Consider the following 19,865-nt stretch of genomic DNA (forward strand, 5'->3'; position numbering starts at 1 on the left):
GCTCAACCTCCTTTAGGTCAAATCAAACATCAGATTCCCTTAAAGCTCATGGTAAATGTCAGCTTCTCATCACTGGGAATAAGGAACTCGGGATGTGTCTTGGCGCCCCAGCTGTCATCTCCGGCGATACCCATCTGGCACAGGCTGCAGCGTACCACTGTCTTGCAGTAGCGGGGCAGCTCGTAAGGATGTCTTGCCTCCTCCAGCTCTCCCGGTGTGTAAGGCAATGCGCTGAAATTCATGGTATCGGGAGCTTCGAATAACAGTCCTCTTCCCTTGTTGTTCAGGATCTTGGCCCATCTTACTCCGGTCCTGTTGCCGGTCTCCTGAGGCACAAGATAGTGCTCCATCATGTCCTCTACCTTGTCGCGGTAGATGCCCAGCTTCGCGCCGCGGTTTCTGTCTATATAGTTCTCTGCAGGCCCCTTGCCGTAGTACTCAACCCTGTCAAAATCAGCATCAAATTTAAAGAGCATACCGAACTCAGGCATGGGGCTGAGACCCTTGACGCCTTCATATTCCTCTTTTATCCAGACTCTTCCATCCCCTGTGACCGTGTAGGTAAGAATCACTGAAGAAGCCGGAACTGTAGGAAGATAGTGCTTGAAGGTAAGGCTCACGCTGTTTTCCTTAACATCCACAACAGGATACCTGCCCTGATCCTCTGTACCGTTGGCATAGCCTGTGCTCTCCTCCACAATGGGTGCAGCGATGGCATAGGCGCTTGCCAGCTTCCACTGGGCATAGCGCTGAGGCATTCTGTTTCCGTTGTCGTTATCCACGGGAGCTCTCCAGAAGTTAGCCTTGGGCATCTCCTTTATCAGCTCTCTTCCCGCATATCTGTAGGAAGTGATATTGCCCTGATCCCTGTTAAAGAGGACCTCGAAATGATTGCCCTTAACTCCGTAGTTATAAAGTCCCTGAACGAACTTCACGCCGCCGCAGGTAACAAAGGTTGAAGCAGCTCTTCTGAATACGCCCTGTCCAAAGGCCACCTCATGGCCCCTCTCCGCCCAGAGGGTATCATCGCGAAGTCTGAAGGAAACAGTAACCGCATACTCCTCAAGAGGGAAGGGTCCATTCTCATCAAAGTTTCCCATATCCACCACTGAAAGCTTCTCAATAACAGCCTCCGGCAGCTCGAACTCTTTTTCAGACATAGGCTCAACGTCAGTAGCCATGCGCTTTTCTATGATCTTCTTTCCGTCCTTTTCCAAAAGAACGAAGCAGTCGAATTCACTGGTGTTGGTGAAAAGAGAGTTATTGATAACCTTAACCTTGTCGCTCTCCACCTCTACTCTTATATTCTGATAGTTGTACTTAACCTCCTGCATCTTGGCATAGGGGCGTCTCTCTCCGTCCACGATGCCGTTTCCGCTGAAGTTGTAATCGCAGGGTCTCTCACCGTGATCTCCGCCATATGCCTGATAGTCCTCACCAAAGCGGTTCTTTTCACGGATGGACTGATCCACGTAGTCCCAGATAAAGCCGCCCTGGTACCTGGGCTCTCTCTCTGTGAGATCCGTGTATTTGAACATTCCGCCGCAGGAGTTGGCCATGGCATGGGTATACTCGCAGCAGATATAGGGCTTGTCGTCGTGCTCCTTAAGGAACTTCTCAATGCTGGCAACCGAAGGATACATCTGGCTTTCCATGTCACTGGTATCGTTGTAGGTCCTGTCGTGGCAGATGCCCTCATAGTGTACAAGCCTGTCGGGGTCAAGCTTTCTGAAAAGCTGACTCATCTCATAGGGCACCTTGCCGCCATGGGATTCATTACCGATGGACCAGATAAGCACTGAAGGATGGTTCTTGTCCAGCTGATAAGTTGAGTTAATTCTGTCAAGAAGAGCTGCCATGCAGTTCTCCCTGCTGCCGGGAAGACGCTTGCCCTTGGCTCCCTCATTGCCGTACAGAGACCAGGTGCCGTGGGTCTCCATGTTGTTCTCGGCGATCATGTACAGGCCGTAGATGTCGCAGAGCTCATAGATATAGGCAGAGTTCTGATAATGGCTGGTCCTGATGGCATTGATGTTGTTCTTTTTCATGGTGATGATATCACCCAGGGTCTCCTCTTTGGACACAACTCTTCCGGTCTCGCAGGAAAATTCGTGCCTGTTGACACCCTTGAACACAATGCGCTTGCCGTTTATAAGCATAAGGCCATCCTTCATCTCGAATCTGCGGAAGCCCACATTCTGGCGGATAACCTCGCAGACATTGCCCTCGGAATCCTTTACCTTAAGAACAAGCTGATAGAGCTGAGGATCCTCGGCGCTCCATAGCTGAGGCTCTAAAACCTCCTCTTTTACCACCTGCCGGCCGCTGCCCTTCACAGTGCCCCTGATCATGGGGTGATTGTTTCTGTATAAAACATAATCGGTGTCGCCTTCAGCATCCCCAAAGTCCAGGGTAACCTCCAGCTCAGCCTTGGAAAAATCATCATTTAAAAGAGTGCGAACCTTGAAATCCTCAAGATGTGCCGCAGGAATGAGCTTCAGATAAACATCCCTGTAGATTCCGGAGAATCTGAAGAAGTCCTGGTCCTCAAACCAGCTGCCGCTGGTCCACTTAAATACCTGAACCGCCAGCTTGTTGGTGCCGGCCTTAAGATATTTTGTCAGATTAAACTCTGAAGGAGTAAAGGTATCCTCGCTGTAGCCCACATATTCTCCGTTGAGCCACAGTGAATAGCCGCTCTCAACGCCGTCAAATACCACGTGAACCTGCTGTCCCTCCCAGCCCTGGGGGAGATTAAAGTACTTCACATAGCTTCCCACAGGATTGAACTCCTCAGGAACCTGCCCCAGCTCTATATCCTCGTGGCCATCCCAGGGATACTGGACATTGATATAGGCGGGAATGTCATAGCCCTCCATCTGAATATGGGCAGGAACTCTTATATCATCAAAATAGCTGCAGTCATAATCCTCTTTTTCAAAGCCCGGAACCACAGCGCGGTAATTCCTGGCATAGTGGAACTTCCAGAGTCCATTCAGTGAAAGCCTGAGAGATGAGCTTCCCCCCTGGATCTCATCCTCGCTGCCGTATGCCACAAAATCAGCATGCTGTGGCAACACATTATCCTTAAAAATCTCAGGATCCTTCACCATGTCAAAGGTAAAATTCTTCATACTGTAACCCTCCATAAAAAAATGAAACTATCGCCCGTTTCTTATATATGTCACAAAATGATTGCCGTTCTCTGAAAAAAGTTTATCCGAATCATTCATTCCATATTTGTAAACCTGTCCTGTCAGTGGGTTCATAAGGACAGTGTTAAGATCGTTGAAGCCGATGATAAGAACCGCTGTGCCATCGTTGAGCATGGCCATTACAGGCAGGTCCTGATTCACATAGTAGAGCATCGCTGACATGGGGCAGCCGTCCAGGTCAAGGACAGTCACATCCGGCAGGGACTCCTGAAGGATCGAAGTCACGGATTCGCCGCTATCCAGCATGGCATCTACATTTCTGTTTATTCCCTCAAACTGCAGTATCATATCAAGGCAGACCACTGTAGGATCTGTAGCCATCATATTCTCATAGTTCTCAGCATTTCTTGTGATGGCCATGATCTGGTTGGAGCGAAGGAGATTGCCCTTTATCCAGACATACTTGTTGCTGTCGTTGGTCACTGTGCCGGGGGCATCCGTTGCCACCTTCACCGCCTCTGCGGGATCGGTGAAGATTCCCTCAATGCCAAGAAGTCCATGAACATAGTAAAAAGGCTGACTCTCTCTGTCTCTTCCGTTGTTCAGCTCCACAGTCCTTGTGCCCTCGTACAGAGTCTGATTGGGGGTAAGTACCCTGAGATTCTTGACCTTGATCTCGTTCTTGGCACTTATCTGGACGATCTTTTCAAAAACATCCACAGATACGGCATTGACGGAATTGCTTCCCTTCTCTACCTTCAGGGTGCTCATGATCTGATCGTCATAGGTTGAAACATACTCGCCGTTATCATCCTTCACAACTCTGGTGAGCCTGATCTGATTGTCAGCGATGCTTACCCCGGTAACGTATATTCCGTCAGGATGATAATTCTCAAGAAGGTTTCCGTCGCTGTCCTGAATCTTGATGGCGTACATGGCGTAGACCGGATTACCCATTTTGTCCTTCTGAACATCCTCAGAATGAACCAGGCCGTATACCAGGTCCTCTCCCATAAATCCCAGAACAACGATATAGTCCCCGTCATCCGCCTTGATCTCGCTCTGGGCGCGGGTGTTGAGATTCATCATGTTGAAACTCTGAAGGTCTCTGCCCTGCCAGGCAATGGTTCTCTCGGATTCTGAAATTTTGTAATCGCCGCTTCCTATATCAGTGGCCACGGCATTGGCTGTCCTTCCTATAAGGTCCACGGCATGAATATTCTGCTCCAGCATAACGTAGAAAACATCGCCATTTCCAAGGTATGCCAGTGTATTGACAAAAGAAACCAGTATCTCCGGAGCCTGATCACTCTCGATGAAAACCTGCTCCTCCACTGCATTTATAGAGGCATTGTAGTCATAAACCGCAATTCCCACCTGTCCCTCGTGGATACCGCGGGCATGATAGCCTGCCACCGCAAACTTCACATTTCCCGCTTCATCCACCTTAAGGATCTTGATGGTGTTGTTGTTCCATCTGGTCCTGATATCGTTATTATCTGTGTCAAAAAATCCAAATAGATAAGCAAGTCTGCTCTCTGAATTATTGAACATGAAAAGTCTGTTCTCGCTGACAAAGGCAAAGGCGCTACCGCTGCCGTTCTCCATAAGCTGGATCTGGGGATTGGAGATGCTAAGTCCAATGGTGTTGCTGCTTATGGAGTAGGACCCGGAATCAAAGACATAGTTCATGGTCCTCTCATAATTAAGAAGATACATTCTGTCTGAGGTATGGCGGACCCTGAAGGCCTCCTCCACATTGTAGTTCCTGCTGACATTGCCGTCTTTTACCGTAACTCTGTAGCAGAGCTTGTAGGAACCGGTCTGACCATGGATATCCGTTACATATATCTCGGGATCCGTGTGCTTGGTGATATTGAGCTCTCCCCAGGTCACCTGGTTAAAGCTGCTATGGATATTTACCTTGTTAAAAGTGGTATTGTCGCCCTCAGAGTTGGACTCCAGGTACTTCGTATACTCTTTTGCCTCAGTCTTATTAAAGGTTGCTGCGGAAAAAGCTGTCACGAAGTCCAGCTCCTCATCGAGGTTGTACCTGCTGTCGTCCTCAGTCCAGACAATTCTGCTGTAGAACCTGCTCTCTCCCACAGAGGTGTCCATAACAAAGACCAGCATATACTCCGTGCCGGCGGTAATAAGGTCTTTTATCTGAAAAGAGCCATTGATTGCCGTGGAGGACTCTGAATAATCCATGATGGGAGTGCTCTCCACAAGGCTCGTGCCGTCGATGGTCCTGACCTCGAACTTCAGGCCGCTGACATTGCCCCCAAAGGTGTTGATACGAAAGCTGATCTGTCTTCCGGCCCCCACCGGGAAAACGGCGCCCCTCATGTGGCTTACATCCATCTCTGTGGTGTAGCCGTGCATGGGGTTGATCTCCCTGTCCCCGCTGAGCAGGGTCACAATGGGAAGAGATGCCTTGGACATCTGGGCTGTCATGTCCGCATTGTCTCCATGAGAAAGTTTTCCAATAACAAACAGGGACACTGTAAACACAACTATCGCGTATATGATTTTAATAATAGTTAATTTTTTTGACTTATCACGCATAATTGACTTTCGATTTCAATAAGGGTAAACTTTTGATAATACAATTCTTCAAATTGACATTCTTCTTTTGGAAAAGGGGACTGCTGCCATGAATACTCCTATCCTGTACCGCAAACGCTTTATTCCAAATGAATGCATTCAGCTCAAGGACGACATCATCCTGGAATGTGACGAAGACCACCTTGTTACCAAGTGGAGCTTCCTTCATGAGAGATGTGACGATCTGTCCCGCGGCTATTCCTGCTGCTATTTAAACAGAGGTTTTCGCATCAGCAAGTTCCTGAGGGCCGATGGCTCCCTTAAGTGCTGGTACTGCGATATTCTGACCTATGAACATATTCCGTCCGAAAACAAGCTGATAATGGTTGATCTTCTGGCCGACGTTGTGATCTATCCCGACAGCCGCATCAAAGTGGTTGATCTGGACGAGCTCTCCGATGCCTTCGAAAAAAGACTTATCGATGAGACTCTTCTTAAAAAGAGCCTGCTGTCACTGAGCAAGCTCCTTGATGAAATCTACTCCAAGGGCATTGATGATCTCATTGCTCCAATAGAGAAATACTTTCCTGAATAACTAGTAGAATACGTGTCCACCGATGGTGATGCCCGAAAGCCCCGGCACCGGTGTTCTGAAATAAACACAGCTTCCTACGTTTGAATAGCCCTTCATGGCTTCATCCGCAGCCTGATAGCAGGCTGCATTGGCTCTGCCTTCCGCAAGAGCCAGGGCCAGTCTTCCGCTGGCCACCGGAGAGAACTGCTTGCTCTGGTAAATAACTCCCACCACAGTATCCGGATAAACCGATGAAAGAACTCTGTTGATAACTACTGCGCCTACGGCCACTTTGCCCTCATAGGGTTCCGAGCCCGCCTCGCAGTATATAAGGTTGGCCAAAAGATATCTGTCTCCCTCCGCGAAGGTCACATCTGAGATGTTCCTCCAGGTGGAGTTTCGGGCCAGCTTGGATAATCTCTGCTCCTCAGCCAGCTTGGCTTCCAGAGCCTTGATATCCTTTTCCTGTTCCTTGATCTGGGCCTCCAGAGCCTCTGCTCTGGCCTCCGCATCGGAGATGTCGTTGGCGTACTGCTTGATGGTGCCGGAGGTCTGGGTCACAAGTCCTGAAACCCTGCTCTGCTCGGCCTTCTGCTTCAGCTGATACTCCTCAAGCATGGTCATCTCTTCTTCAAGGGTGGCCTCTTTTTCCTCGATGGCTTTTCTGGTGTCTATGTACTGAAGGAACATCTTCCTGTCATAGGCGGAAAGCTGTTCCACATAGTTGTTCTGATTGAGGAAGTCCGCAAAACTGGTGGCTCCCAGAATCATATCGATAAGAACAAAGTTCTGCTTCTCATAAATAAACTGAACTCTCTTCTTCATGGAAGCATACTGGTTGGCCTCCACCTCTTTGGCGGCCTCCAGCTCTGCCTTGGTGTTTTCTATCTCGTTTTCCTTGTTCTCAATCTGCTCCTCGATCTCCTCAAGGTTGGAGCTCACTTCGCTGAGCTGATTGTTCAGTGAGTTGAGCTGTCCCTGGAGGGAGGATTTCTCCTCATTCATCTCGGCGATATCGTCCTTGGTGCCCTCCAGCTGGTTCTGGGACTCCTTCTTGGCCTCCTTGGCCTTCTCCAGCTTCTCCTTGGTGGACTCGGTGGCCCTTGAAACCACAGGGATTGAAACGAAAGATATGCATATAGCACAAAGAAAGGCCATAAAGCCTTTCCCTGTGAGTATGTATTTAGTTTTTTTACCCTGGTATCTGTCCTTCATGTCAAATAGTGATCTTGATACTTCTGCCGCTCCTCTGATACTGGTAATATCTGACTCCGGCCGCATCGAACATCTTCTTGGATGCTCTGGTGGACGCGGAGCTGCTGTATTTGTCGCTGTCGAAAACAACGGTCTTGATGCCGGCCTGGATTATGGCCTTGGCACACTCGTTGCAGGGGAAAAGTGATACATAGATCTTGGCGCCTACAAGGCTTCCGCCCCTGTAGTTAAGGATCGCATTCAGCTCGCTGTGGGTGACAAAAGGGTATTTGGTGGCAAGCTCGTCCTCGCCATCCCTCTCCCACGGGAACTCCTCGTCTGAGCAGCCCTTGGGAAAACCGTTGTAACCCATGGAAAGAATGTTGTTATCTTCGCTGACGATGCAGCTGCCAACCTGAGTGTTGGGGTCCTTGCTTCGCATGGCCGCAAGCTTGGCAACACCCATAAAATATTCATCCCAACTGATGTAATCCTCTCGCTTCATAGTTCCCCCCCCTATCATCAATATACTCCGCGATATCGCATGGCTCCACTGCGTTCTCGCCATGCTACGTACATTCGAAAATCGCCCTGCTCCCTTAGGGTCGCATGTCTTTTTTTCTCATGTACGTTCGGTCTTCAAAGTCATGCATTTATTCGTGCCAGCACGAAAAATACCTGACCTTGAATCCCTATATCGCTCACTTATTTGGTTCCGAAGATCCTATCCCCTGCATCGCCCAGACCAGGTACGATGTAACCGTGCTCGTTGAGCTTCTCGTCCAGGGAGCCAACGTAGATGTCTACGTCGGGGTGAGCTGTCTTCATGGCTTCAAGGCCCTCGGGTGCTGCGATGATGCACATAAAGTGAATGTTCTTGCAGCCTCTGTCCTTGAGCATCTGGATAGCTGCCACTGATGAACCGCCGGTTGCCAGCATGGGATCAACCACGAAGATCTCTCTTTCTGCAACATCTGCAGGCATCTTGCAATAATACTCTACAGGCTTCAGGGTCTCGGGATCTCTGTAAAGTCCGATGTGTCCAACCTTAGCTGCAGGAATAAGAGCCAGCATTCCGTCTACCATTCCGAGACCTGCTCTGAGGATAGGCACTACGCAAAGCTTTCTTCCCTTGAGCTGCTTAACTGTTGTCTTGCAGATAGGTGTCTCGATCTCTACGTCCTTGAGCTGAAGATCTCTTGTTGCCTCATAGCAGATAAGCATTGCTATCTCGCCGATGGTCTGTCTGAAATCCTTAGTACCCGTATCTGTTCTCCTGATCATACCAATCTTGTGCTGAATCAGCGGATGATCCATAATAACTACTTTTCCCATGTTTCTCTCCTCCGTTTGGGTTATATTATTTCTCGATCTGAGATATTCTTCTTGCGTGCTTCTCAAGGCCTGAGAACTCGGTGTCAAGGAAGGTGTCCACTATTTCAAGAGCAAGGAGCGGGCCTGTCATGCCGCCGCCAAGAGCCAGAACATTGGCGTCATTGTGCTCTCTTGTAAGACGGGCTGATGTTGTCTCTGAGCAAAGTGCGCATCTGATTCCCTTAACCTTGTTGGCTGTGATGGAGATACCGATTCCTGTGGTGCAGATAACGATACCCTTCTCGCACTCTCCGCTTGCCACTGCCTCTGCAGCTGCTCTTCCGAACTCGGGATAGTCGCAGGAATCAAGGCTGTAGGTTCCGAAATCCTTGTATTCGATGCCCCTCTCCTCAAGGTGCTTTTTTACTGTTTCCTTTAATGCAAATCCACCGTGGTCACTACCTAAAGCTATCATTTTTCATACCTTCCTAAATTAAATTTTCCTATAATATTATAATATAAAACTCCCACTTATAGTATGGTCAGCTGATGTCCCGCAGCCTTCAAAAGCCTGTTCATAATGGCCTGTCCGATGCCGCTGTCGTCAAAGGACTCCGAATACATAACATCTATATTCTCGTCGTCAAACTCACGAAGTACCTTAAACAGCTCGTGAGCCACTGTGCTCTCATCCTCTCTGTTACCCACGCTCTTCACCACATCCGCATTGTACATGGGCATGGTCTCGTCGGTGCAGATAACGCCTACGCGCTTGCCTGCTGCGGCCGCCTCTCTGGACTTCTCATTGATAAAAGCCACAACCTCGTCCTGGACACCCTCAACTATCATCAGGTCTCCCTTGGGAGCGTAATGTCTGTATTTCATGCCGGGAGCCTTGGGCTTCTCCGTGGATGAGCTGTCGATGATGGTCCTGTCGATGGAAATATCTCCAAGGACCTCCTTCAGCATCTCTGCGGTGATATATCCCGGTCTCAGGATCATGGGAACCTCTGCGGTGAGATCCACAATGGTGGACTCAAGGCCTATTCCCACCTGGCCTCCGTCAATTATCATCTCGATCTTGCCGGAAAGATCCTCCACGCAGTATCTTGCCACTGTGGGGCTGGGTCTTCCGGAGGTGTTGGCGCTGGGGGCGGCGATATATCCGCCGGACTCCTCAATAAGTCCCAGTGCGATCTTGTTATTGGGCATTCTGATGGCCACTGTATCAAGGCCTCCCGTGGTCTCGTAGGGAACCCTGTCATTCTTTTCCATGATCATGGTAAGAGGTCCGGGCCAGAAAGCCTCGGAGAGCTTCCTTGCTGCCTCGGGAACTTCTTTTACGATCTTCTCCAGATCCTCGAATTTGCTGATGTGTACGATAAGCGGGTTATCCGAGGGTCTTCCCTTGGCGGCGTAAATCTTCTTGGAGGAAGAGGGATTCAGGGCATCTCCACCCAGGCCGTAAACAGTCTCTGTGGGAAAAGCCACAAGGCCGCCATCCCTGATGATACTGCCTGCTTCCTTAAGAGCGGCGGCAGCTTCCTCATCTATATTCTTTTCATCTATTACTACTAATTTAGTTTCCAATGTGCTACTTCCTTATCAACCGTTAATGTATCCTGCGATAACATCCCAGATCTCACCGGTCTCCATGCCAAGGCACCACTCTGCGATTCCCGCGATATTATGATGCTGCATGGACTGGATCTTCTGGGTCATGGACTCTGCGTCCTCCATCCAGATCTGGTGAAGGCCCTTGCCGTCTGTGAATTCGCCGTAGTTCTGGCCTGTCTCTGCATCCCAGGTCATCTGGATATTGTGATTGGATATATACTCTTTTGCAATCTGCATGGACACTGCCTCGCTGGAAAGCTTGCCGTCGGCGGTGTGCCAGATTCTTGTGTAAAAAGGAACTGCGTTGATGACCTTGGAGGCATCAACCTTCTCAACTGCCTTGATGATGCCGTTCTCAACATAACCAAGGGAAGCCACGGAACCGGCCTCTGCGCTGCCGGCATAGTGCTCATCATAGCCCATGATGATGACATAATCCGCCATAACGCCCTGTTCCTTCAGATTGTAATGGTCGTTGAAATTCATGGGAACATAGTTATCTATTGATAAAACAAGTCCGTTTTTCCTGCAGGCAATGGAAAGCTCACGGAAAAACTGGGTGTAATTCTGTCCATCCTCTGTGGCGATGCTCTCAAAGTCGAGATTAACGCCGTCTGCCCCTACGTTGACGCACTCGCTGACAACTGCGTCTATCATGCGGGCTCTGTTCTCTGCTGTGGAAAGAGCCTCTGAAGTAGAAACTCCCTCACCTGCGTTGAAGTTATTAAAGAGAGCCCAAACCTCAAGGCCCTTGTTGTGGGCTCTGTCCACGTAGCTCTTGGAAGCAATGTTGGAAACAGTTCCGTCACTGGCTGAAATGTAGAACCAGGTGGGAGAAATAACATTGAGGCTCTTGGTGCCCGCGATGTAGTCCTCAAGGGTATCATTGCCGCCGGCGCCTCCCAGGTTGTGGAAGCCCAGGTTGATCTTGTGATCTCTTGAAATAGAGGTGTACTCAGGCTCTGCATAGTCTGTCACAGGAATAGGTGTGCGGGTGGTCTGATCGCTGAGTCTCTTGTTCTCCACGTATCCGATAAAAGAGTTCTCGCTCTTAACCTTGCTCCAGTTCTCAAGCTCCTCCAGGACAACAACGGTGTCGCCCTTCTGGACCTCCTCGAGAACCTCGCTCTTAACTCCGCCGCGAAGTCTTATCTGTGTGTTCTTATTAATAGTAGCGACGGTCTCTTCCTCCCAGACTGTATCAAGCTGCATATGATAGCCGTCGTCAAAAAACTCATAGCCGAAGTTGGTATATTTCTGTACGTAATCAAGGGCAACAAAAAGGCTGTCAGAATCAGCGCCGTCTCCCATCCTTGCGATGGTATATCCCTCATCCTGGGTGTTTCCTTCAGAATCAGTCCAGGTGGTGCCGCCCACGGGGGCTGTGATCACCCTGTCGGGAAGTGTGTATAAAAGGGCGTTGTCAGCCTTACCGAAATAAAATCTGTCATTTAACAGTTTCTGAACAAGAGAAAACTCCATGTAGAGTCTGCCGTCGTAGTTTCTGGCCTTCTCATCGATCCTCACATTGCCGTGAATAATGGCCACATCATTGTCCGAGGTAACTTTAAAATACTCGTCAAGATTGGCCTTCTCTGAGCTGTAGGAATATTTCTGCATGTACAACTGACCGGCGTAGATACCGCCGATGATCAAAATAAGGGCGATTATAATAATCGCCGGAATCACTTTCTTTTTCATGTTCTAGCTCCTTTACAATCGCCCTTCAGTATACCATAATATTAAGTTTACGTCATTAAATCTAACCCAATTTGCTCCAGATGAGAGGCGGGGTCCTCTTTCTAAAAATTTAATTTGATCGAATTTACTTCCGTCTCCGGCCAAAAGGCTCATTTATGTGATAAATTCCTGAAAAACTTTGTCGAGAAGGAAAAAAAATTTGACGTATTTTAATATGCTGAGATGTCCACCTGCAAGCCCTCCCACTTTTTGGACGTTTTCACGCACCAAATATGGTATAATTTAATCAGAAAGATACTAAATGTTTTTATCGTTTTTTGTCTTCTAAATAAATACTTGCTACTGTGTTAGTAGATAATTGTTGTTTGATGTAAAAAATCCGGGGAATTTTTTAAGAAACTAACTGTAAGACATCTTATGCGGGGGCATAAGAAAAAATGAAAAGTTAGAACAGTAAATTCTCCTGATATCGGCCTCCTTTCCGGACTTCCGGTTTCAGGCAGGCACCTCACAAGAAATATGATATCAGGAAATTCTTAAGATTTACCGTCGAAATTTCTTAAGATTTCCTTAAGATTGTGAATTTTAGGACACATTTTACTCAAATATGACGATATATCTATTGACATAGTACAGAGTATCACTTAGTATCTATGTATTCACAAGTCAGGAAAGGAGGTAGGCATCATGAAAATTGAAAAAGTTAATGACCATCAAATCAGATGCACACTTACCAGAGATGATCTTGCGAAGCGCGACCTTAAGATTACAGAGCTTGCATACGGAACGGACAAGGCAAAAGAGCTTTTCCAGGATATGATGCAGCAGGCGAATTTACAATACGGCTTTGACGCAGAGGACACTCCTCTGATGATCGAGGCAATCCCAATCAATTCAGAATGTATAGTCCTTATTATTACCAAGGTTGAGGATCCGGAAGAGCTTGATACCAGATTTTCCAACTTCGCTCCATCGGTTCACGAGGATGACGAGGAAGAGGACGAGTACTACGACGAGGATGAGGAATACGACGAGGAGGAAGAGGAAGACGAGGATGTCATGGGCCTGTTCAAACGCTTACAGCGCAGCAACATGCAGGATTTTCTCGATTCACCTCTCAAGGGAGCTTCAGATAACAAGAAGGTAAAAGAAAAGACCACCGGCCCCAAGAAAAAGGGAACTCCCGGCAGGAAGGGCTCCAAGATCTTCTCCTTCAATTCACTTCATGAAGTAACAAGGTTCGCTACAATAGTCAGCAGGAAATTCGACGGAATCAACACCCTGTACAAGAATGAAGTAAACGGCAAGTTCTACCTGATTCTTCACCAGGGCAACATAGAGGACGGCATGTTCGCCAATATCTGCTCACTTCTTACCGAATACGGCAAGACAGAGCTGGGCAGCACTGCAGAACAGTCCTATTTGGACGAGCACTTCTCTATCGTCATTAAGGACAACGCTGTACAGGCATTATCAAAATTATAATTGGTCATTTATCATGAGGACACCGCATTGCGGCGTCCTCATTTTTTTGCAATCGAGTAGGCTGACTCCTACTCGATTTCGCACACGAACATTCCGCATTTCATGCTCCATGTTCTTACGACCGGCAAATGAATTTGTATGCAAGCATCCATTCGCTTGCCGGTCTTGTGCTACAAAAAGAGGTGCCGCACAAAAGTGTGACACCTCTGATATTTTACCCTATTCAGGAATCAATACATTCCGGAATTAGTTCTTGCCGTAAAGAGTAACCAGCTTCTCAAGATAAGCTCTGTGCTCCTTAGCGTGCTCAGCAGCTGCTGCGTTGAGCTTAGCTGCTCTCTCAGGATTCTTGAGCTTGAGTGAAAGGTATCTAACCTCACCGTCAAGGAAGCTCTGGAAGTCCTCTGTAGCAGGCTTGGAATCAAGAGTGAACTTGTTCTCTGCCTGAGGATTGAATCTGAACATATCCCAGTATCCTGTAGCTACAGCCTTCTTCTCCTCATCCATAACCTTGTTCATGCCGGCCTTAAGACCCTGGTTGATACAAGGAGCATAAGCGATGATAAGTGAAGGTCCCGGATAAGCCTCAGCCTCTTTGATTGCGTTGATGGTCTGCTGCATGTTAGCACCCATAGCGATCTGTGCTACATATACATAACCATAGCTCATTGCGATAGAAGCAAGGTCTTTCTGCTTGATCTCTTTTCCGCCTGCAGCGAACTGTGCAACAGCACCTGTAGGAGTAGCCTTAGATGACTGTCCACCTGTATTTGAGTAAACCTCAGTGTTTACAACGAGAACGTTAACATCCTTACCGGAAGCAAGTACGTGATCGAGACCACCAAATCCGATATCGAATGCCCATCCGTCACCACCGAAGATCCACTGTGACTTCTTAGCAGCGAAGTCTTTGTTCTTGATGATGTACTTAGCTGCATCTGAGTTGTCGCCCTGAAGAGCCTCGATAAGAGCATCTGTAGCAGCTGAGTTCTCAGCACCATTTGAGAATGTATCAAGCCACTTCTGAGCAGCATCCTTAGCAGCGCCGCCAGCAGCAACTACGTTCTCTACCTGCTCCTTGATAGCATCACGAAGTGCGTTCTGAGCAAGTACCATACCCATACCAAACTCTGCGTTATCCTCGAACAGTGAGTTATCCCATGCAGGACCCTGTCCCTTAGCATTTACAGTGTAAGGTGTTGAAGGTGAAGAGTTACCCCAGATTGATGTACATCCTGTAGCGTTAGCAACGTACATTCTGTCACCAAAGAGCTGAGTAACAAGTTTAACGTAAGGAGTCTCACCACAGCCTGCGCAAGCGCCTGAGAACTCAAGGAGTGGCTGCTTGAACTGTGAGCCCTTGATTGAAGTTTCACCAAACTTAGCAACAACATCTTCCTTAATAGGAAGTGTAACAGCATAATCGAAGTACTTCTGCTCGTCCTTGTTAGCTGCGATAGCACCCATCTTAAGAGTTTCAGCCTGCTTGTTACCAGGACATACATTTGCGCAAGATCCGCAACCTGTACAGTCAAGAGCAGAGATAACAACTGAGTACTTGTATCCATCCATTCCAACGATAGGCTTGGTCTGAAGTCCCTCAGGAGCCTTAGCGATCTCATCGTCTGTCATAGCGATGGTTCTGATAGCAGCGTGAGGACATACGAGTGAACAGAATCCACATCCGATACACTTCTCAGGATCCCACTTAGGAACGTTAACTGCGATACCTCTCTTCTCGTATGCAGCTGATCCTGAAGGTGTGTCACCAGCAACGTAAGGAAGAACATCTGAAACCTTAAGAGTGTTACCTTCCTGAGCGTTAACCTTGGACTGAATGTTGTTAACGAAATCAACAACGTCTTTTCTGGAGCCTTCAGCCTTCTTGAACTCAAGACCCTCATCCTGTGCATTAGCCCATGACTCAGGGATCTCTACCTTGATAAGGTTCTTAGGATCTGCACCGGCATCGATAGCATCCCAGTTCTTCTTAACAACATCTTCACCCTTACGGCCGTATGTCTTCTGAGCAGCGTCCTTCATGAACTTGATAGCGTCTGCTTCAGGAATGATCTTGGTGATGTTGAAGAATGCTGACTGAAGAATTGTGTTAATTCTTGTAGGTCCCATTCCAACTTCAACACCGATCTTAGAACCGTTCATGATATAGAAGTTGATCTTGTGGTCATACATGAACTTCTTAACCTGTCCAGGAATCTCATTCTCAAGCTCTTCTACTGACCAAGGGCAGTTAAGAAGGAATGATCCTCCATCAACAAGCTCCTGAACCATGTTGAACTTGCGGATGTATGAAGGATTGTGGCAAGCTACGAAGTCTGCCTTCTTGATGAGGTAAGTTGACTTGATAGGCTTCTTACCAAATCTAAGGTGAGACATTGTAACACCGCCTGACTTCTTAGAGTCATAATCGAAGTATGCCTGAGCATACATGTCTGTGTTATCACCAATGATCTTGATGGAGTTCTTGTTAGCACCAACAGTACCGTCAGCACCAAGACCCCAGAACTTACAGTTAGTTGTTCCCTCAGGAGTTGTAACGAGAGGTGCACCTGCATCAAGTGAAAGATTTGTTACATCATCCTCGATACCGATTGTGAACTCTTCCTTCTTGTCGTTGTTGAATACAGCAACGATCTGAGCAGGAGTTGTATCCTTGGAACCAAGACCATAACGTCCGCAGAATACAGGAACTGACTCGAACTTTGTTCCCTTAAGAGCTGCGATAACGTCAAGAGCGAGAGGCTCACGGTATGAACCGGGCTCCTTAGTTCTGTCGAGAACTTCGATTCTCTTAACTGAATCAGGGATAGCATCAACAAGAGCCTTAGCTGAGAAAGGTCTGTAGAGACGAACCTTAACTACGCCGACCTTCTTGCCCTGCTTCTCAAGGTAATCGATGGTCTCTTCGATTGTATCATTTACAGAACCCATAGCTACGATAACTACCTCTGCGTTAGGATCGCCGTAGTAGTTGAAGAGCTTGTAATCTGTACCGATCTTAGCATTAACCTTGTCCATGTACTTCTGAACAATATCAGGAAGCTCGTTGTAACCTGTGTTGCAAGCTTCTCTTGTCTGGAAGAAGATATCAGGGTTCTGAGCTGAGCCCATCTGGCAAGGGTGATTAGGATTGAGTGCGCTAGCCTTGAATGCATCAATTGCATCATGGTTAACCATCTCATCAAGATCCTTGTAATCCCAAACCTCGATCTTCTGGATCTCGTGTGATGTACGGAATCCATCGAAGAAGTTGATAAAAGGAATTCTGCCTTCGATTGCTGCGCAGTAAGCAACAGGTGTTAAGTCCATAACCTCCTGAACACTTGAATCGCAAAGCATAGCAGCACCGGTCTGGCGGCAAGCATATACGTCAGAGTGATCACCAAAGATGTTAAGAGCGTGGGAAGCTACGCAACGAGCTGATACGTTGAATACACCGGGAAGTCTCTCACCGGCTACCTTGTAGATATCAGGGATCATAAGAAGAAGTCCCTGAGAAGCTGTGTATGTAGATGTAAGTGCACCTACTACAAGTGATCCGTGTACAGCACCAGCTGCACCAGCCTCAGACTGCATCTCTGTAATCTGAACTGTTCTGCCGAAAATGTTCTTCTTTCCGGCTGTTGCCCATTCATCTACATGCTCAGGCATAACAGATGATGGTGTGATTGGGTACATAGCGGCAACTTCTGTGAACGCATATGATGCATATGCGGCAGCTTCGTTACCGTCCATGGTTTTCATGTTTCTTGCCATTTTGTTTCCTCCTACCTTGTTTTAGGGTTTGTATTTGAATAAAAATATTCGTACAAATTTCCTTTTGGCAGTTTATTTGTAAAAATGCACACAAAAATCCGTTCACACTTTTTTCCTCCCTAGAAAAACAGATGTGACGGGTATTTCGCGCGTATTCTGCCGTATTCAATAGTATCATCAAAACCATACACATGTCAATGTTTTCAAGGCTTTACGGGGAATTTGTGTAAGCGTTTACATATTCAGTCTTTTTCTGTATTATCTGCCAATTTACCAAATTTTAATGATTTCAACTGAAAAAACTTTTCGTTAATACTATTGCTTAAACAGTTTTCTTATATTATGATAAATAAGTATCAAAGGTTGGTGTGGCAAGCCCAGCCGTGTAATGGTGCAAATAATTAAGTGTTTACGGAAGGAGATTATACTATGGCATACGTTATTAGTGATGGTTGCATCAGCTGTGGATCATGCGCAGCTCAGTGCCCTGTTTCAGCTATTTCTCAGGGAGACGCTCAGTACGTTATTGATGCTGATACTTGCATCGATTGCGGTTCTTGCGCAGCTCAGTGCCCTGTTTCAGCCATCTCACAGGGTTAATTGAAACCAAAATATAAAGCAGCTTTCGAGGTTACTCGAATAGCTGCTTTTTTCATGCGCAAACATGGAGCGAGGACATAAAAATAGCAGCCAATTGGCTGCTATTTTTAATGTCCTCGCTCCATGTTTGCGAACTTAGTATATTCAGGAAGCCATAATAAATCTATGGTTCCGATAGGTCCACTTCTCTGCTTGGCAATGATTATCTCCGCCACGCCCTTTTTCTCAGAATCCTTATTATAGTAATCATCACGATAGATGAACATAACCATATCTGCGTCCTGCTCGATGGCTCCGGACTCACGAAGGTCGGAAAGCATGGGCCTGTGGTCAGGTCTTGACTCAACGGCACGGGACAGCTGTGACAGTGCGATTACGGGAACGTCCAGCTCTCTGGCAAGGGCCTTCAGGGATCTGGAAATCTCTGAGATCTCCTGCTGTCTTGACTCGGAGCTCTTTCCGCCGCCACCGCTCATGAGCTGAAGGTAGTCGATCATGATGAGGTTCAGGCCAAATTCCATCTTGTACTTACGGCACTTGGAACGAAGCTCCTGGATGGTGATACCGGGAGTGTCGTCGATGATGAGCTTGGAAGCTCCAACAACATCAGCGCTCTCGATGAGCTTCTCCCAGTCCATGTCGGACATGTTACCGGTTCTGATGTGCTGGGAGTCTACGTGGGACTCCATGGCAAGGAGACGGTTAACCAGCTGCTCCTTACTCATCTCCAGTGAGAAGATGGCTATGCACTTGCCGTCGTGGAAGGCCATGTGCTCCGCTATATTAAGTACGAAAGCGGTCTTACCCATGGCGGGACGGGCCGCAATCAGAATAAGCTCTGATGGATGGAAGCCTGCGGTCTTGTAATCAAGATCCAGAAATCCTGTGGAAAGACCGGTAACATTGCCCTTCATCTTGCTGGCCATCTCAATGCTGTTAAGGGCATTCATAACTACCTGGTCAATGGAAACAAAGTCCCCGGCGCTTCTCTTCTGGGTTATCTTGAAAACATCCTTCTCAACGTCATTGAGAAGTCCCTCGATATCCTCCTGATTGGTATAGCAGTTATTGATGGTATCCTCACTGACTTTGATAAGTTTTCTCAGTGTGGATTTGTCCGCCACGATCTGAGCGTAATACTTGACATTGGCGGAAGTGGGAACCGCTGAAACCAGCTCACCGATATACTCTACACTGCTGACCTGAGGCGGAACATTCTTTTCCCTGAGCCTGTTCTGAAGGGTTACCACGTCTACGGCACTGCCCTCTCTGTTAAGCTCAACCATGGTCTCAAAAAGAGTACCCAGCTGTCTGTTGTAAAAGTCCTCCGGATTGACAATCTCCGCAGCCACTTCAATGGCATCCTTGTCTATGAGCATGGCTCCCACCACCGATTGTTCGGCTTCAAGACTGTTGGGGGCCACTCTTTTTAAGAGTTGTTCTTCCGGCATAATTTACTGTTCCTTTACACAAACTTTAAGTGTTGCTGTTACCTGTGGGTGAAGCTTCACAGGGATCTCATAGGTGCCGAAGGCCTTGATGGGCTCAGGCATCTGAAGCTTCTTCTTGTCAAGCTTGAAGCCAAACTGCTTCTCAGCCTCGCTGACGATCTCCTTGGAGGATACGCTCCCGAATACTCTTCCGCCCTCGCCGGCCTTCATGGTAACCTGAACGGTCTTTTCACCGATTTTCTCTCCGAAAGCCTTGGCCTCGTCCAGCTGCTGCTGAGCCACGATGGAATCGCGCTTCTGCTGGTTCTTGAGCTCGTTCTTGTTCTTATCTGTAGCCTCTACGCCAAGCTTCTGGGGAATAACGTAGTTCTTGGCATATCCGTCGCTTACTTTTACTATTTCTCCCTTTTTACCAAGGGTCTTAACATCCTGTAACAAAATAACCTGCAT

The 19,865-nt window shown here is 47.7% G+C and carries 14 protein-coding genes; 3 read left to right on the top strand and 11 right to left on the bottom strand.

The genetic code is table 11. The features are described from left to right. Positions 1-29: 29 nt before the first annotated feature. Together T359_RS0110730 and T359_RS0110735 are read right to left on the bottom strand one after the other, a co-directional pair. Entirely contained in the window at positions 30-3,134 is a 3,105-nt protein-coding gene (locus tag T359_RS0110730) for a glycoside hydrolase family 2 TIM barrel-domain containing protein (RefSeq protein WP_026517489.1), read from the bottom strand. Positions 3,135-3,161: 27 nt separating this feature from the next. Then, positions 3,162-5,612, bottom strand: a complete 2,451-nt coding sequence (locus tag T359_RS0110735; protein ID WP_051545259.1) for a hypothetical protein — start codon at positions 5,610-5,612, stop codon at positions 3,162-3,164. A gap of 199 nt (positions 5,613-5,811) precedes the next feature. Here T359_RS0110735 and T359_RS0110740 point away from each other — a divergent pair, with 199 nt between their 5' ends. After that, a complete protein-coding gene (locus T359_RS0110740) occupies positions 5,812-6,297 on the top strand; it encodes a DUF402 domain-containing protein (RefSeq protein WP_026517491.1) in 486 nt (161 codons plus the stop codon). Here T359_RS0110740 and T359_RS0110745 read toward each other — a convergent pair whose 3' ends face one another. From T359_RS0110745 to T359_RS0110770, 6 genes are all read right to left on the bottom strand, one after another. Further along, positions 6,298-7,434 (bottom strand): cell wall hydrolase, encoded by a 1,137-nt coding sequence (locus tag T359_RS0110745; protein ID WP_242839081.1) that lies wholly within the window; start codon positions 7,432-7,434, stop codon positions 6,298-6,300. It lies immediately after the preceding gene. A 58-nt stretch (positions 7,435-7,492) separates the two neighbouring features. Next, positions 7,493-7,975: a deoxycytidylate deaminase gene (locus T359_RS0110750; protein ID WP_026517493.1), complete on the bottom strand. Its 483-nt coding sequence runs from the start codon at positions 7,973-7,975 to the stop codon at positions 7,493-7,495. Positions 7,976-8,175: 200 nt separating this feature from the next. Then, positions 8,176-8,805 (bottom strand): uracil phosphoribosyltransferase, encoded by a 630-nt coding sequence (gene upp, locus T359_RS0110755; protein ID WP_026517494.1) that lies wholly within the window; start codon positions 8,803-8,805, stop codon positions 8,176-8,178. 25 nt (positions 8,806-8,830) lie between these two features. Further along, a complete protein-coding gene (gene rpiB, locus T359_RS0110760) occupies positions 8,831-9,259 on the bottom strand; it encodes a ribose 5-phosphate isomerase B (protein WP_026517495.1) in 429 nt (142 codons plus the stop codon). Between the two features lie 56 nt (positions 9,260-9,315). Beyond that, the gene (locus T359_RS0110765) at positions 9,316-10,374 is read right to left on the bottom strand and encodes an L-threonylcarbamoyladenylate synthase (protein ID WP_026517496.1); all 1,059 of its coding nucleotides are present in this window, start codon (positions 10,372-10,374) and stop codon (positions 9,316-9,318) included. Positions 10,375-10,389: 15 nt separating this feature from the next. Further along, positions 10,390-12,102: a glycosyl hydrolase family 18 protein gene (locus T359_RS0110770; RefSeq protein ID WP_026517497.1), complete on the bottom strand. Its 1,713-nt coding sequence runs from the start codon at positions 12,100-12,102 to the stop codon at positions 10,390-10,392. Positions 12,103-12,789: 687 nt separating this feature from the next. Between T359_RS0110770 and T359_RS0110775 the strand changes: the two genes are divergently transcribed. Continuing rightward, on the top strand, positions 12,790-13,587 hold the full coding sequence (locus T359_RS0110775) for an adaptor protein MecA (RefSeq protein WP_026517498.1): 798 nt from the start codon (positions 12,790-12,792) through the stop codon (positions 13,585-13,587). 246 nt (positions 13,588-13,833) lie between these two features. Here the strand turns inward: T359_RS0110775 and nifJ are convergent, their stop codons facing one another. Continuing rightward, positions 13,834-17,364, bottom strand: coding sequence for a pyruvate:ferredoxin (flavodoxin) oxidoreductase (gene nifJ / locus T359_RS0110780; RefSeq protein WP_026517499.1), 3,531 nt, complete (start codon positions 17,362-17,364; stop codon positions 13,834-13,836). 429 nt (positions 17,365-17,793) lie between these two features. On the opposite strand from nifJ, the gene T359_RS0110785 reads away from it, so the two are divergent. Continuing rightward, entirely contained in the window at positions 17,794-17,964 is a 171-nt protein-coding gene (locus T359_RS0110785; RefSeq protein ID WP_026517500.1) for a DUF362 domain-containing protein, read from the top strand. A 107-nt stretch (positions 17,965-18,071) separates the two neighbouring features. Here T359_RS0110785 and dnaB read toward each other — a convergent pair whose 3' ends face one another. Together dnaB and rplI are read right to left on the bottom strand one after the other, a co-directional pair. Next, positions 18,072-19,415: a replicative DNA helicase gene (gene dnaB, locus T359_RS0110790; RefSeq protein WP_026517501.1), complete on the bottom strand. Its 1,344-nt coding sequence runs from the start codon at positions 19,413-19,415 to the stop codon at positions 18,072-18,074. Between the two features lie 3 nt (positions 19,416-19,418). Then, positions 19,419-19,865: a 50S ribosomal protein L9 gene (gene rplI, locus T359_RS0110795; RefSeq protein WP_026517502.1), complete on the bottom strand. Its 447-nt coding sequence runs from the start codon at positions 19,863-19,865 to the stop codon at positions 19,419-19,421.

It is taken from the genome of Butyrivibrio sp. MC2021, from assembly GCF_000621605.1.
Classification (GTDB): domain Bacteria; phylum Bacillota; class Clostridia; order Lachnospirales; family Lachnospiraceae; genus Butyrivibrio.

Bases quoted from the DNA above. Each gene is read 5' to 3' on its own strand.
- T359_RS0110735 (WP_051545259.1), bottom strand. From the start codon at position 5,612: ATGACAGCCCAGATGTCCAAGGCATCTCTTCCCATTGTGACCCTGCTC.
- rpiB (WP_026517495.1), bottom strand. From the start codon at position 9,259: ATGATAGCTTTAGGTAGTGACCACGGTGGATTTGCATTAAAGGAAACA.
- T359_RS0110785 (WP_026517500.1), top strand. From the start codon at position 17,794: ATGGCATACGTTATTAGTGATGGTTGCATCAGCTGTGGATCATGCGCA.
- upp (WP_026517494.1), bottom strand. From the start codon at position 8,805: ATGGGAAAAGTAGTTATTATGGATCATCCGCTGATTCAGCACAAGATT.
- T359_RS0110730 (WP_026517489.1), bottom strand. From the start codon at position 3,134: ATGAAGAATTTTACCTTTGACATGGTGAAGGATCCTGAGATTTTTAAG.
- T359_RS0110775 (WP_026517498.1), top strand. From the start codon at position 12,790: ATGAAAATTGAAAAAGTTAATGACCATCAAATCAGATGCACACTTACC.
- T359_RS0110770 (WP_026517497.1), bottom strand. From the start codon at position 12,102: ATGAAAAAGAAAGTGATTCCGGCGATTATTATAATCGCCCTTATTTTG.
- nifJ (WP_026517499.1), bottom strand. From the start codon at position 17,364: ATGGCAAGAAACATGAAAACCATGGACGGTAACGAAGCTGCCGCATAT.
- dnaB (WP_026517501.1), bottom strand. From the start codon at position 19,415: ATGCCGGAAGAACAACTCTTAAAAAGAGTGGCCCCCAACAGTCTTGAA.
- T359_RS0110750 (WP_026517493.1), bottom strand. From the start codon at position 7,975: ATGAAGCGAGAGGATTACATCAGTTGGGATGAATATTTTATGGGTGTT.
- T359_RS0110740 (WP_026517491.1), top strand. From the start codon at position 5,812: ATGAATACTCCTATCCTGTACCGCAAACGCTTTATTCCAAATGAATGC.
- rplI (WP_026517502.1), bottom strand. From the start codon at position 19,865: ATGCAGGTTATTTTGTTACAGGATGTTAAGACCCTTGGTAAAAAGGGA.
- T359_RS0110745 (WP_242839081.1), bottom strand. From the start codon at position 7,434: ATGGCCTTTCTTTGTGCTATATGCATATCTTTCGTTTCAATCCCTGTG.